Annotated in this window: 11 protein-coding genes; 5 read left to right on the forward strand and 6 right to left on the reverse strand. The window is 44.7% G+C overall.

The window, feature by feature from the left end; all coding sequences use genetic code 11:
• Positions 1–303 precede the first annotated feature (303 nt).
• Positions 304–4,578 carry a choice-of-anchor Y domain-containing protein gene (locus QUA02_RS18960; RefSeq protein ID WP_333029866.1) on the forward strand — a complete coding sequence of 1,425 codons (4,275 nt, stop codon included), beginning with the start codon at positions 304–306 and terminating at the stop codon, positions 4,576–4,578.
• An 88-nt stretch (positions 4,579–4,666) separates the two neighbouring features.
• The gene (locus QUA02_RS18965) at positions 4,667–5,119 is read left to right on the forward strand and encodes a leucine-rich repeat domain-containing protein (RefSeq protein WP_333029867.1); all 453 of its coding nucleotides are present in this window, start codon (positions 4,667–4,669) and stop codon (positions 5,117–5,119) included.
• Here QUA02_RS18965 and QUA02_RS18970 read toward each other — a convergent pair.
• The 6 genes from QUA02_RS18970 to QUA02_RS18995 all read right to left on the reverse strand — a co-directional run bounded on the left by QUA02_RS18970 (position 5,088) and on the right by QUA02_RS18995 (position 10,157).
• A complete protein-coding gene (locus QUA02_RS18970) occupies positions 5,088–5,354 on the reverse strand; it encodes a hypothetical protein (RefSeq protein ID WP_333029868.1) in 267 nt (88 codons plus the stop codon). The genes QUA02_RS18965 and QUA02_RS18970 overlap by 32 nt on opposite strands.
• A gap of 12 nt (positions 5,355–5,366) precedes the next feature.
• Complete coding sequence (locus QUA02_RS18975; RefSeq protein ID WP_333029869.1) at positions 5,367–5,702, reverse strand: XisI protein; 336 nt, start codon at positions 5,700–5,702, stop codon at positions 5,367–5,369.
• Positions 5,690–6,106: a XisH family protein gene (locus QUA02_RS18980; RefSeq protein ID WP_333029871.1), complete on the reverse strand. Its 417-nt coding sequence runs from the start codon at positions 6,104–6,106 to the stop codon at positions 5,690–5,692. Before QUA02_RS18980 ends, QUA02_RS18975 begins: the two co-directional genes overlap by 13 nt.
• Before the next feature lie 75 nt (positions 6,107–6,181).
• Positions 6,182–8,593: a GH116 family glycosyl hydrolase gene (locus QUA02_RS18985; RefSeq protein WP_333029947.1), complete on the reverse strand. Its 2,412-nt coding sequence runs from the start codon at positions 8,591–8,593 to the stop codon at positions 6,182–6,184.
• Between the two features lie 284 nt (positions 8,594–8,877).
• Positions 8,878–9,198, reverse strand: coding sequence for an ArsR/SmtB family transcription factor (locus tag QUA02_RS18990; protein WP_332985369.1), 321 nt, complete (start codon positions 9,196–9,198; stop codon positions 8,878–8,880).
• A gap of 38 nt (positions 9,199–9,236) precedes the next feature.
• Positions 9,237–10,157 (reverse strand): ComEC/Rec2 family competence protein, encoded by a 921-nt coding sequence (locus QUA02_RS18995; protein WP_333029873.1) that lies wholly within the window; start codon positions 10,155–10,157, stop codon positions 9,237–9,239.
• Here QUA02_RS18995 and QUA02_RS19000 point away from each other — a divergent pair.
• From QUA02_RS19000 to QUA02_RS19010, 3 genes are all read left to right on the forward strand, one after another.
• Complete coding sequence (locus tag QUA02_RS19000; RefSeq protein ID WP_333029874.1) at positions 10,157–10,369, forward strand: hypothetical protein; 213 nt, start codon at positions 10,157–10,159, stop codon at positions 10,367–10,369. The two genes, QUA02_RS18995 and QUA02_RS19000, sit on opposite strands and share 1 nt — an antisense overlap.
• Positions 10,370–10,665: 296 nt before the next feature.
• On the forward strand, positions 10,666–11,889 hold the full coding sequence (locus QUA02_RS19005) for an RNA-guided endonuclease InsQ/TnpB family protein (RefSeq protein ID WP_333029875.1): 1,224 nt from the start codon (positions 10,666–10,668) through the stop codon (positions 11,887–11,889).
• A gap of 129 nt (positions 11,890–12,018) precedes the next feature.
• Positions 12,019–13,017, forward strand: coding sequence for an IS630 family transposase (locus tag QUA02_RS19010; protein ID WP_333029877.1), 999 nt, complete (start codon positions 12,019–12,021; stop codon positions 13,015–13,017).
• Positions 13,018–13,188 lie beyond the last annotated feature (171 nt).

Below are 13,188 nucleotides of genomic sequence, written 5' to 3' on the forward strand. Positions count from 1 at the left end.
CCCTACCACGATCAATTGTAGGGACTTAGGCACTCGCGGTGTCCTCTATATCATTCCGGTGCAGCCGGAATTGATATCAAATCATTTTTTGCGTCCAAGAGTGCGATCGACAATAATACAAGCTTTTGCTTGACACTGCTAAGCTGTCAAGATATTATTTTCGTACTAATTTTTACCGGAATTAGCCAATAATACTGAAACACTACTGACAGTATAATTACGCAAATTAAATTATAGTGTTTGTAAAAAAGTGACAGCAGTTGACTAAAAACACATAATCATCTCAAATTTAGGTGCATCTAGATGAGACAGATAATTATTAACGAATTCCAGCGCGCTACTGGAGATATTACAGGCAACGAATATGTAGAGTTACTGCTGACAGAAGATATAAGTGCAACTCAGCTTCAGAGCTATTTTGTGGGGGATTCCACAACTACAACATTAGCAAAATATTCTGCTTACAGATTTACTAATATGGCAAATATTGCTCCTGTGTTTAAAGCAGGAACAATAATTGCGATCGGCGGTTCGCCTGCTAATCAAGAGATAGGCTACAACCCCATACCGTCGGGAACAAATAACGATTGGAACATTCGATTGAGTCCCGAAGGTGGATTTTTGACAAAGCTGCTCCCAGCGGGGAATTTTGATGGGGATTTGGCAGCTTCAGATGTTGTTTATATTGATAATGCTAGCACTACAACTACCGATACAGTAGATTCGATCGCCTGGAGGACATTGGGAACCCACGGAGCATTCGGCAGTGCAGCTAAGGTGCAAATTCCAGCACCGAACAACGGTGGCACTGTCGAGTTTTCCAGCGCTCTTGGCGGGGTCAACAAAACTGCTAATTATGCTGTCAACAGTCCGGGTTCTATCGGTTTGCCCAACGGCGGAATTAACACTATTTATATTAACAGCCTCCGCAACCAGGAGGCAAACGGCGCTCCTATTTTGGATACTTCTGTCTATCCCATACCATTATTCATGAGGGAAGACTTGCCCAACGCAAATAATAGGGGAATTAATATTTATGCCTATCTTTACGATGTGGTAAGCGATCCTAATGGATATCCTTTTGGTATGGCAGTCACGGGAGTTGACAATACTAACGGCAATTGGCAATTCTCAACAAACGGCGGCAATAGTTGGACGAATTTCGGCACAGTTTCTGATAGTTCAGCAACTGTACTCGGCCCGACTTTTCTTTATAATGGCTTAGTTGGCAATACTCCCAGTCCTCAAGGTTGGCTGGATTTGACAAACTTAAATACGGCTTCTCCTACTTCTACTGCTTCAGAAATATTTAGTGGTAATGGAGCTAATTTAAACAGCACTGCTACCGAGAGTATCTATGCTGGATACAGCAGCCACACGGCTTTAGGAACTCCTTTAAATCCGTCATTTCCCGTACTCGATCGCAATGCAGGTTCTGTCAGTGTTGGATTTGAAATATCTTTTAATCTTCAAATTATTTCAGAATCGCGAAGTAATCCAAATGAAGCGGGTTTTAGTATGGTTGTTGTTACCAGCGATCGCAAAGCAATTGAAATTGGTTTCCAACAGCTATCTGCAAGTTCCGGCAGGATATTTGCAAAAGGAGACGGCATTACTCCCAATCCAGGCGGGCAAGCCAACGGCTTATTTCTGCCTGCCGAAAATATTGCTTACAACACCAATCGCACTACTAACTACACTCTCAGCGTTCAAGGTGACAGTTACTCTCTTTTTAGCGAGGTTAACGACGGCAGCCCGATGTTTGGCGGGATTCCCGAATTAAGAGGCCCGCTGCGAGATTATTCTGCCTTTGCAGGTGCGATCGACCCTTACGAAACTCCTAACTTTCTATTCCTCGGCGACAATACTACTGAGGCGAAGGCTAATATCAACCTAACGCAGGTTTTCTTGCAAAATCGATCGAATCCGAGAGTCCGCTTTGTACCCAACCCGGACTATTACAGCACCCCTGGAAGCGAACCGACAATTACTTTTCGGGCATGGGATGGAAGTAACGGAGTCGCTAGCGGTACAGCTGGTGTCAACGCTTCTGTTACTGGGGGAACAACGCCGTTTAGCACTAATGCGATAACATCGGCGATCGCAGTTAATCCAGTCAACGATGCACCCTCGTTTGTCAAAGGGGTCGATCGCACTCTCAACCGCAACTCCGGCCCGCAAACCATCCCCGGATGGGCGACTGCGATTTCTCCAGGCCCGGCCAACGAATCGGGACAAACTGTGGCTTTCCAAGTAGTCGGGAATGACAATGCTGCTTTGTTTAGCGTACAACCTGCGATCGACTCTTTGGGACAACTGACTTTTACGCCCGCAACAGGTGCGATCGGCAGTGCTACTATTACTCTAAATTTGACAGACAGTGGCGGTACAGCTAACGGCGGTGTCGATACTTCGGCAAATCAAACTTTCATTATCAACCTCACCAATCCAGGCACATTTAACTTCAGCAACGCCAACTACAGCGTTAATGAAAACGGTAGTTTTGCCACAATTACCGTTACTCGCACAGATGCTAATGTGGCTGCTGCTGTCAGTTACAGCACAAGTAACGGCACTGCTAATGCTGGTAGTGACTATAACCAGACATCGGGAACATTAAATTTTGGAAGTGGGGAAACTGCTCAAAGTTTCACGATTCCAATTGTTGAGGATTTGGCAATTGAAGACAAGGAAACTGTTAATTTAAGTCTTAATAATCCCACTAGCGGAGCCGATTTGGGAGCGATTTCTAGTGCGATTTTGACTATTGTAGATACAACTCCGACACCTGCGGAAACTCCAATTCCGACGCCAATTCCGACACCTGCGGAAACTCCAATTCCGACACCGACTCCGACGCCTGCGCAAACTCCAATTCCGACACCGACTCCAATTCCGACACCGACTCCGACGCCTGCGGAAATTCCAATTCTGACACCTGCGCAAACTCCAATTCCAACTCCCACACCGACGCCAACACCAACTCCTGCGGAAACTCCAATTCCAACTCCCACACCGACGCCAACACCAACTCCTGCGGAAACTCCAATTCCAACTCCGACACCGACTCCAACGCCTGCGGAAACTCCAATTTCCAGGCCGACGCCAACTCCAACGCCTGCGGAAACTCCAATTTCCAGGCCGACGCCAACTCCGACTCATGCGGAAACTTCAATTCCGAGACCAATTCCGACACCAAATCCGACTGCGACGCCAATTCCGACACCAATTCCGACATCAATTCCTACTGCGGAAATTCCAACTCCGACACCAACTCCGACGCCAACTCCGATAGTTACGGAAACTCTAATTCCGACGCCAATTCCGACTGCGGAAATTCCAATTTCGACGCAGACACCAACGCCTGCGGAAACTCCAATTCCGACGCCTGCGGAAACTCCAATTTCGACGCAGACGCCGGGAGAAACGCCGATCGCCAATCAGAATTCGATCGCCCAAACCGCATCTCCAATAACCGAAACCCCCAAACCTGCGCTAATTCCTGCTGCTTCGGAAGACTGTAAGTGCGATCGAACTATTTTACCCGATCGCACTTCCATCCCCGCACCCAATATTACTCAAAATACTCTCAGCGATAGTGACGGCAAAGATACATTAACCGGCAGCAATCTTAACGACAGCATCAACGGTTTCAACGGCAGTGACTTGCTAATTGGCTTACTCGGCAGCGACAATATTTACGGTGGCTTTCCTAGCAGCATCCCTGTCGGTGCAGATACAGACAGCGACACCATATTTGGCAACGAAAATAACGACTATCTCGTCGGTCACGCTGGGAATGACATTATTTATGCGGGTAAAGATCGTGATTTGGCGATCGCAGGCAAAGATAATGACGTAATTTGGGGCGACAAAGGCAACGATACCCTGCTTGGCGATGAAGGTAATGACAGTTTATTTGGCGGCACTTCTGATGCGTCTGACGGCGACTTTACAGGAAAAGATTTGCTTTTTGGCCATAACGGCAACGACCTTTTATACGGGCAAGAAAGCAAAGATACTCTTGCTGGGGGCGAGGACAATGATACCTTACGCGGCGGCAAAGATAACGATATAATTTGCGGCGATTCTGGCAATGATTTGGTGTTTGGAGATTTGGGAAGTGACACCATCTGCGGCGGCGACGGCGACGATACGATTTTCGGAGATATTGACAATATTGCGACGGATGCTAGCAGTCAAAAAGATTATTTGTGCGGCGGAAGTGGCAACGATCTAATTTTTGGCAATGAAGATGCGGATAAATTGTGCGGCGGTGATGGTAGCGATACTCTGTACGGCGGCAAGGGTGACGATACTTTGATTGGCGGAAGCGGGCGCGATTACTTTTGCTTGGCTGCGGGGGATGGTGGCGATGTCATTGCTGATTTTACGCCCGGTGAGGATGTATTTATTTTAATGGGAGGTTTAAAGGGCGATCGACTCAGCATAGTTCAAGACGGCGGTGCAACTTTAATCAAAATTGCCAACACAAATCAAATCTTAGCTACCCTCAACGGCGTACCAGCTAATCTCATCACACAACAAGATTTCATCGTAATTGACTTTGGTTCGTAGTGAGGACTTCAGTCCTTCTTCACCCGCATAAGCGATGCTATCATGAATTCACTCAGGGATTTTCGATAAAAATTGAGAGATTTGCAAAATGTTGAAAAAGCTTTTAGACAACAGGAATTTGTCTCTAATTGCGCAGCAGTATGCTTGGCAGTGTATCATCTTCAGTCTGTCTTTAATTCTAATTCTTGGCAGCGACAGATTGCCGGAGGCTGTCGCCCAGCAAACACCGACAGCAAACTACAAAACTTTTACCGAGTGGTGTGTTAATAAAGCTACTTTGAACCCAGGGGCTAGAATTACTGTTGATGCGTTGTTGGGTCAAGCTGCAACTAATGAGTGCGCACGAGTTAATGACAACCTTTCAAGTCTAGGTGAACTCTACCTTGTCGGCGAGGAAATATCAGATATTACACCTCTGGCATCTCTGACTAAACTAACTTCCCTTGACCTCAGTTTCAATAAAATATCAGACACTATACCCTTGAAATCTTTGACCAACCTAACTTCCCTCAGCCTCTGGAACAATGAAATAGAGGAATAGCTTGAGCTTTTCTGATGTCAGCTAAATTAACAAAGCCCGACAATTCCTGATAAAAATCGTTTACCTTTTCAATTAATTGGCGATCGCCCTTGATGAGCAATGTCTTTTCTGCTTCACTCAAGTCAGACTCAATTTCTGCAAGGCGATCGCGAATTTGCAGCATTTCCAAGTGTTCTGCACCGCTGACATCAGGAAACTCAACACTAACGCCATACTTTTTTAACACAGAATTCATAAGCAAGTTGAATCAACCGATCGCAAATTCGGTATACTTTCGTTTATAAGGCGCTTGAAACGCCAAAACGATATCCTGCTTCGGCACACCCAAATCAACCAACTCATTAGCAACGCCGATCTCCGTCCCATCATGCTGTATCCAGATTTTACCATCCTGGATATCAATATGTACGACACAGCCGTAGTAACGACGCCAATCACGCCACCCCACATGGACTAATTGATAATGATCCCGTTCCGTATCAAAAATGATTTGAGATGCGATCGGGTCATTTTCTGACTGATAGCTTTCATACTTCTTCAGAATTGCTTGAACATACTCGCGATAGACTTCTATGTTGGCCATTGGACGATCGCCTCCCCGTCAGGATTATAAACTATGATCTCAAGTTGATAGCGCTTGATAACACGCTCAATAAATGGCAAGCTGAAAAAAGAGCGATAAATATCTTGCGGAACTGCTAAATATAATTTTCTTTCCGGTTCTTCTTCCTCTAAAGCTAAACGATAATTTAAAAATTGACCGACAGCAGTATGAAACTCAGAAATATTTGAAGTTGCTAAAAAACTCTTAATCTCAACTGCAATTTTTTGTCCATTTTTTTCCGCCGCAATCAATTTTTCCGCCGCTAGATCGACGTACATTTCAACCCCACCCACCCGCAGAAAGAGAGGATCGTGAGTAATCACCCACCCTTCTTTCTGTAGGCCGGATTTAACAGCATCGTGAAAAGCATCTTTGGCAGGCAATTGTTTAAATAAGAATCACAGCATTACTTAACTGCCATTATACCGTACCTAACAAGATTTGCGCTGCTTTTTATTTCATCTTTCAAAACCAGTCAACACCCCATAAATCGCCCAAATAGCCATCGGCCGCAAATAGTGACTCGCCCGAAAAGTCCCCGCCGCCGTAATCGCTTCCGGCGTCCGAAACTGCAACCCATTCTCATAAATCTGCTTCACCACCGCATCCGTCAATTTAAACGCTTTCTCCTCCATTCCCATCTGTACCAAAAAAGCCGCCAACCCAAAATTAATCCCCGTCCAAACTTCCAAAGGATGAGTCGCATTCGGATTTTCCGGCGAACCGTTCAGCATCACCCCATTCGCCGCACCGAACTCGCCATCGTTGAACTTCAAAAAGCAAGATTCGTACACAGTTTCTAACGCGCTAACTGCACATTCTGGCGGCACAATATCCGGCAATCCTAACAGTTTCGCGTAAAACTGACCGCACAATTGGTCTGCCATCACTACTTCCGAATTACTCTCGCTGTCCAAACGGTAATATTGACCGTTCCACAGTTTTTCTTGATAGCTAGGTCTTGCTTGTAGCAGCCAACTGTGATATAATGCAATCTTCTCTTGGGGGTTAGGAATTATCTCCGGCGCAGCATCTTCTAGGATTTCGCCGATCGCGATCGCAGCCTCCAGCGCCGCCAACCACAAACCCCCGCAATACGCACTTATCCCCCGCATTTGCCAATCATCAAACGTCTGATCCGGTGCTCCCGAATTCTCAGGAATTCCGTCCCCATCCTCATCAAAAGTTTTCAGATAAGCCAAAGCCTCAACAATTGCCGGCCAACACTCTTGCAAAAACTCACAATCTTTGCCACCAGTCAACAAGAAATCCCGATAAACCTGCAACACAAAATCGCAAGGCAAATCTTTCCACAAATTGCAATCTTGATAGCTAGTATAATTCGTTTTCTCCCAAGGATGTTCGTTAGGAGCACCTAAATCGTGCGGCGTCGCACCGACAGATTTTCTAATAGCCGATGCTTGATTCCAGCCCACAATTCTAGGCGTATCGTCACCCGCAGAAATTGCCCGTGCAAAAGCTATAATTACCGATTTTTCTAATTCCGGCCACAGCATCAACAAAGCAAAAGAACCGTAAAGACGCACGTCTAAACTTTCGTACCAGCGGTAATCAATGCACTCCAAAACTCCAAATTGACCCTTCGGATCGCGTTCGTCAGCCGCACTCCAAAGCGTACCGCCGTCAGTTAGGATATACAACTCGTTAAACAAAGCCATTTTGAAACTGTCTGACAAATCTTTCCGTTCTAAAATGGGTTTTTGCCAAGCTTCAATATTTTCGCGCCAAGTATCCGAATGCTTCATCGCCGTCCGAATAATCGGCCAAGCATTTTTGCCGTTGCGCCCGAAGAAATCCGTATAGCGGCGGTAATACCAAACTCCCGATGCAAACTCAGTAACGGGCAAATCCCAAGCTATAATAAAGGGGATTTTGCGAGTTTTTCCCGGTCGAATAGTAAAGCGAACTGCGATCGCACAAGCCAACTGTTCCCCTGCTGCTGCTGCTGTCTCGTCTTTGTCATCCAACAACAAACCTTCAGCAGAAAAGTGTCGCCAAATATCCTCGCCATTCCCCGCCGGGTTCCAGCGAGTTTGATAGAATACTTCTACTGCCGGATTAGTAATAGTTGCGATCGCCCATTGTCCATCCCCCTCTTGCGGTTCGCCATCAGCAGTCAACCGCGTCATCACGCAACCGATCCGGTGAAAATCTTCCACCAACAAATTCAAATTTCCGCCACTTTCTCCCCACCGGGATTGATAATCATAAAATGGACTGCCATCATCTCGCACCATCACTTCCGGCGACTTATTGGCATTAGTAAACCAACCGACAATATTCTCCCAAGTCAGCATGATGCTGAGAGTAATCGGCGCATCTGTAGGATTGTGCGCCACCCATTCAAACATGGCGACTGGGTAACTGCTTTCTTGATAGTTATGAGGTACTATTGGTGAAAATTGCTCGCAGCTTAATTGAGTTTTAAACACATTTTCATAAACAAACCAACTGCGCGGATACAAAGCATGATAACTCCCAGAGTTAGACTCTTCTGTTCTTCCTTCTTTTGGATACCATTTCCAACTCGACAAACTGCCATCGGTAGGCGGTTCAGTGGACAGTGCAAAAGCTTGTTTCTTGCCTTGAGTTTCTTCAAAAACGCTGAACTGACAAGCGGGCAAACTGCGAAAAATGTGCTCGCCGCCGTCGATGTGCCAGAGGTTGAAGTCGCCGCGGGACGATCGCCCGATGCACCCGGCACCGAACCCGCCCAGAGGCATTCCGTGCCAGGGGCCGTCGTCGAGATTGCTTGCGTAGCGTACTGTGTAGGGATTGTCCCAACCCTGGCCGATGGGACGTTTCCAGGTGTGCGGGGGGATGTTTGGATGAGATGTGCGATCGTTCATGATAGGTGTTAGTGGCAAGGGCGATCGGTGCGATTCCGGCAGGGCTTTAATAGTATATATAGGACTTACACAAAAAACCCAGTTTCTGATTTAGATTTTAGATTTTAGATTGCAGCAAGCCACTTTATCGGGGCAGAATATAATCAGCGATCGACATCTTGGAAAAATAAGATATTGCGCCCAGATCACCTCTGCCTACGCCCTACGTCTATAAAAAGCTTGAGATTATTTGTTGGAGATGTCTATTGGCAAAACCTTGATTTCTATAAACCAGCCCTTAGTTCTTATTGCAACTGTTCCAGGGCATCTCGCACGTCAACCAGATGGTTGTTAAATACTTCTAACGCGGCATCCAAAATCTTGAAAATAGCCCGGTCACGAATGGAATAGAACACAAAGTTGCCTTGTTTGCGACTTGTCACCAAATTCCTGCTTCGTAACACGGCTAATTGCTGAGAGATAGACGAAGGCTCTATTTCCAGCCAGTCAGCGATATCGTTGACGCTGCGCTCTCGTGTTCGCAGGGTATCTAGAATCTGAATCCGCACTGGATTAGACAACACCTTGAACAGGTCTGCTTTAAAATCGCTGGGTTTCAATGCCATTCTATTACCTAAGTATTCTTAAAGCTTTTTGGGTCATCTTAACATTCTGATGTTCTGTCATACAAGTGACCGTCTGGAGTAATCCGGGGGGCGTTAAGGTATCGATTTCTATTGATTCTGATAGAATAGACTTTGTGCTTTTGAGTAATTACCTGTAGTGATTCACTTGGCGGTCGATCGATCGTGATGGTTCTGGCATCGCCGGTGGTTAACACTCGTTGCTTACCGAAGGTTGTCCACAAACCCCTGGCATGACGTTCATACTGACGGATGCGGTCGGCCCCAAGCGGCTGATGAACGTGGTTAGGGATGATAATCAGATCGGGGCTGCAATAGTTGAATACTTCTGGGCAGTAACCATCTTCTTGTCCGTGATTGGAAGCGACAAATAGGTTGACTTGGCGAAGTCGATCGCGAAATTTAGGATTTCGCAATAAACCGCGCCACCCTTGTGTCTTCAAATTACCGGGAAAGATCGTATTGACATCCCGAGCATACAGGAAGGTAACTAGGCTGCGATTATGAACGTCAAGAAACTCTGGATACTGGTTGCAGAAAAAAGAAATAGTCACATCCCCTAGATGAATCATTTGATCTACATTTGTCTGCCCATTATAAAGTTTGTTTAATAGTTTTATCTCTTTCCCCGTGCCGGGATTCCGAACGGCTAACTCAGAAACACTATTTGCATCAATTGATGGATTAGCAATCAAATAATCAATCGAAAAATTATGTTCCAATAAATGACTCGTTAAATCAGAGAAGCCTTTTAAATGCTCTTCGGTGTAAGCGGGTACGATTAAGTAATCGAGGTGACGGGTTCGATGATTTAGAAAATACCAGCTCGGTCGAAAATTATTGCGAAAACTGTAGCCACAGTCAATCGGGGCTGTACGATAGTCATCGGCTTCAATGGCAGAGCAAAAGCCACGATCGACATCAAAAATTTTAATATTCATTGTCTTTGCTACTCTACAAAAAACAAGCTGCTGTGCCACTCGATCGCACTTTAATTAGGAATAAAATCGAATATGACAGCATAAAATGCCGTCGGTCGCGATCGCCTCAGAAATTGCAGATGGGCGCTCGCATCTGTACGAGAAAAATATCGAGCAAGAACAATGTTTTGGAAATTAGGGAGAAGGCGGACAACGCACCAACGCCGACATGAATCTTCAGTTCCATTTAGCTTTCTTCGCCGGAAGCCCCGCGCTATATTTGTACTCAAATTGGCGTCGGGATGGATAGGCGGATTGACGTAGGTACGAAGTCAATCAAGAGATGTATTGGATAGACGATCGATCCACTCTTCTACCATCTGAGTGATAGTTTTTTCTCTAGCGCTAGCTACAGCCCTAAGTTTATTAATCCTTTTCTCGGATAGTCGAATATGAAGGTTTTTGTTTTTCATGTTGTGTTGTCAATGCGAACACAATAATGCTAACATAGGACTCAAGGAGGGCAACCATGAGAACCGCTTACCAATACCGATTACGTCCAACAAAACAGCAACTCATTGAAATTGACAAGTGGTTGTCAATGTTGTGCGCTCAGTACAATTACTTGTTGGCTGATAGATGTAATTGGTTTGAGCAAAACCGTTCTCCTGCTAACGCTTGCCCTTTGGTTTGTCATCTACCAGAACTGCGCGACAACCCAGACTATTACTCTCAAAAAAAGACGCTACCACAACTAAAAAAAACCCATCCTTGGTACAGCGAGATTTATTCTCAAGTCCTCCAAGATGTAGTCAAGCGAGTCAAAGTAACGTTTGACAGATTTCTCAAGGGTGATAGCAACGGTAAACGAAGTGGTAAGCCTCGGTTTAAAGCGCGTAATCGTTATCGCACTTTCACCTATCCTCAGATAAAAGAAGGATGTTTGCAAGGTAATCAGATTGCCTTGCCGATGTTCGGAAAAGTTAAGGTTGTCTTGCATCGTCCTATTCCTGGCGGATTCAAAATTAAAACTGCATCTGTCACTAAGAAAGCTGATGGTTACTATTTGACTCTTTCCTTAGAAGACAAAACCGTTCCTGAAATTAAACCAGACTTTAATGCGGATAAAATCACCGGAATTGATGTTGGTTTAAAGGAGTTCTTGACAACTTCCGACGGTGAGACGGTTTCTATTCCTCAGCACTACCGGAAAGCTCAAAAGCGCTTGCGGGTTCTTCAAAAACGAGTATCGCGTCGTAAAAAGGGAAGCAACCGTAGACAGAAAGCCGTCAAACAACTTGGGAAGCAACACAAGAAAGTTGCAGACAAGCGAAAAGATTTCCATTTCAATACCGCTAATCATTTGCTGTCGAAATATGACGTAATCGCTCATGAAGATTTAAATGTAAAAGGACTTGCTCGTACAAGGTTGGCTAAATCTGTGTTGGATGCTGGGTGGTCAAGCTTCCTGTTGATACTGACAAACAAAGCCGTAAATGCTGGTTTGCTAGTAGTGACCGTATGTGCCCATAACACCTCACAAGATTGCTCCACCTGTGGTGAGAAAGTACCTAAAAAACTGCATATTCGTTGGCATGACTGTCCTCACTGTGGGTGCAGTCTCGACCGCGACCATAATGCAGCAATCAACATCAGAAGCAGGGCTGAGGGTCATCCAGTCCTTAAAGCGCAACGCCTCCTAAGCAATAGCCGGATTGGTTGCGAAGCCCGTGCCTTATCTGTACTCAGATAGGCGTCGGGAGTATGTCACAAAAGGTCGTTCAATGTAACCCATCTCGGTAAGTAGTCAGACAGAATTAATTACACAAATACATAGTATAATGATATTTGCGGCAAAATTATGAGTTAATTACAGTTTCATATGATGTTTATCAGAGAAATAAACCCTCTTTCGTCTAAATTGCTACAACGAATTCATCGCCAAAGCCGACATCATCAGGTACGTCAACGAGCACATTGCCTCATATTAGCTTCGCAAGGAGTAAAAAAAGGAGAGTTAATGAATATTTTCAGAATAAGTTATAAGACACTCTATAACTGGTTCAATCGGTGGGAATTAGAAGGAATGATCGGACTTTATAATAAACCAGGAAGAGGTGCTAAATCACTATTTAACTCTTCGCAAAAAGCCCAAATCAAAGAGTGGACTAAACAATCACCAAGACAATTAAAAAATGTTAGCCAAAAAGTTCAAGAAGCCTGGGGGATAAATCCGAGTATAAAAACAATTCAAAGAATACTAAAAAGTCTGAACATGAGTTGGCATCGCATGCGTAAAGGAGTGGGAGGAAAGCCTCCCTCCCAGGAATATCAAGATAAAAAGGCACAATTAGAAGAATTAAAGCGATTGGATGATGAGGGTAAAATTGATTTATATTACTTGGATGAAACGGGATTTTGTTTGATTCCTTGTGTCCCCTATGGCTGGCAGGATATCGGAGAATATTTAACAATCCCTAGTCGTCGTAGTCAGCGAATGAATGTACTAGGAATCATGAATCGAAATAACCATCTTGAAACTTATATTTCATCTCAAACTATTAATTCAGATGTGGTTATTGCCTGTATTGATGCTTTTTTTCCCGCAGTACATAAGCCAACGGTGATTGTCACAGATCAAGCTTCTATTCATACCAGTGATGCTATTGTTGACAAAATTGAAGAGTGGAAACAACGTAATATTACTCTTTTTGAGTTACCTTCTTACTCTCCGGAATTAAATTTAATTGAAATTTTATGGCGGTTTATTAAGTATGAATGGATTGAGATATCTGCTTACAAGAGTTGGGGAACTTTTGTTACCTCTGTGGAAAACATCCTGAAAGAATTTGGAGAAAACTATGTAATTAATTTTGTCTAGCTACTTATATATGTTTGATCCAGTTTTAACTCTCTACGAGTACCAACCGCAGAGGGTTAATCCTCGTAGATGATGGCTATTGCAGCAGCGGGGTAAAAATTCCCTGGTGGATTGCTGGTTGCCACAATCTAGCACGAGTGTTAATCTATATGCAAGACTTTGAATATTCTC

This window comes from Microcoleus pseudofavosus SVA1_A4, from assembly GCF_036700565.1.
Lineage (GTDB): Bacteria > Cyanobacteriota > Cyanobacteriia > Cyanobacteriales > Microcoleaceae > Microcoleus.

Bases quoted from the DNA above. Each gene is read 5' to 3' on its own strand.
- QUA02_RS18960 (WP_333029866.1), top strand. From the start codon at position 304: ATGAGACAGATAATTATTAACGAATTCCAGCGCGCTACTGGAGATATT.
- QUA02_RS18965 (WP_333029867.1), top strand. From the start codon at position 4,667: ATGTTGAAAAAGCTTTTAGACAACAGGAATTTGTCTCTAATTGCGCAG.
- QUA02_RS18970 (WP_333029868.1), bottom strand. From the start codon at position 5,354: ATGAATTCTGTGTTAAAAAAGTATGGCGTTAGTGTTGAGTTTCCTGAT.
- QUA02_RS18975 (WP_333029869.1), bottom strand. From the start codon at position 5,702: ATGGCCAACATAGAAGTCTATCGCGAGTATGTTCAAGCAATTCTGAAG.
- QUA02_RS18985 (WP_333029947.1), bottom strand. From the start codon at position 8,593: ATGAACGATCGCACATCTCATCCAAACATCCCCCCGCACACCTGGAAA.
- QUA02_RS18990 (WP_332985369.1), bottom strand. From the start codon at position 9,198: ATGGCATTGAAACCCAGCGATTTTAAAGCAGACCTGTTCAAGGTGTTG.
- QUA02_RS18995 (WP_333029873.1), bottom strand. From the start codon at position 10,157: ATGAATATTAAAATTTTTGATGTCGATCGTGGCTTTTGCTCTGCCATT.
- QUA02_RS19005 (WP_333029875.1), top strand. From the start codon at position 10,666: ATGAGAACCGCTTACCAATACCGATTACGTCCAACAAAACAGCAACTC.
- QUA02_RS19010 (WP_333029877.1), top strand. From the start codon at position 12,019: ATGATGTTTATCAGAGAAATAAACCCTCTTTCGTCTAAATTGCTACAA.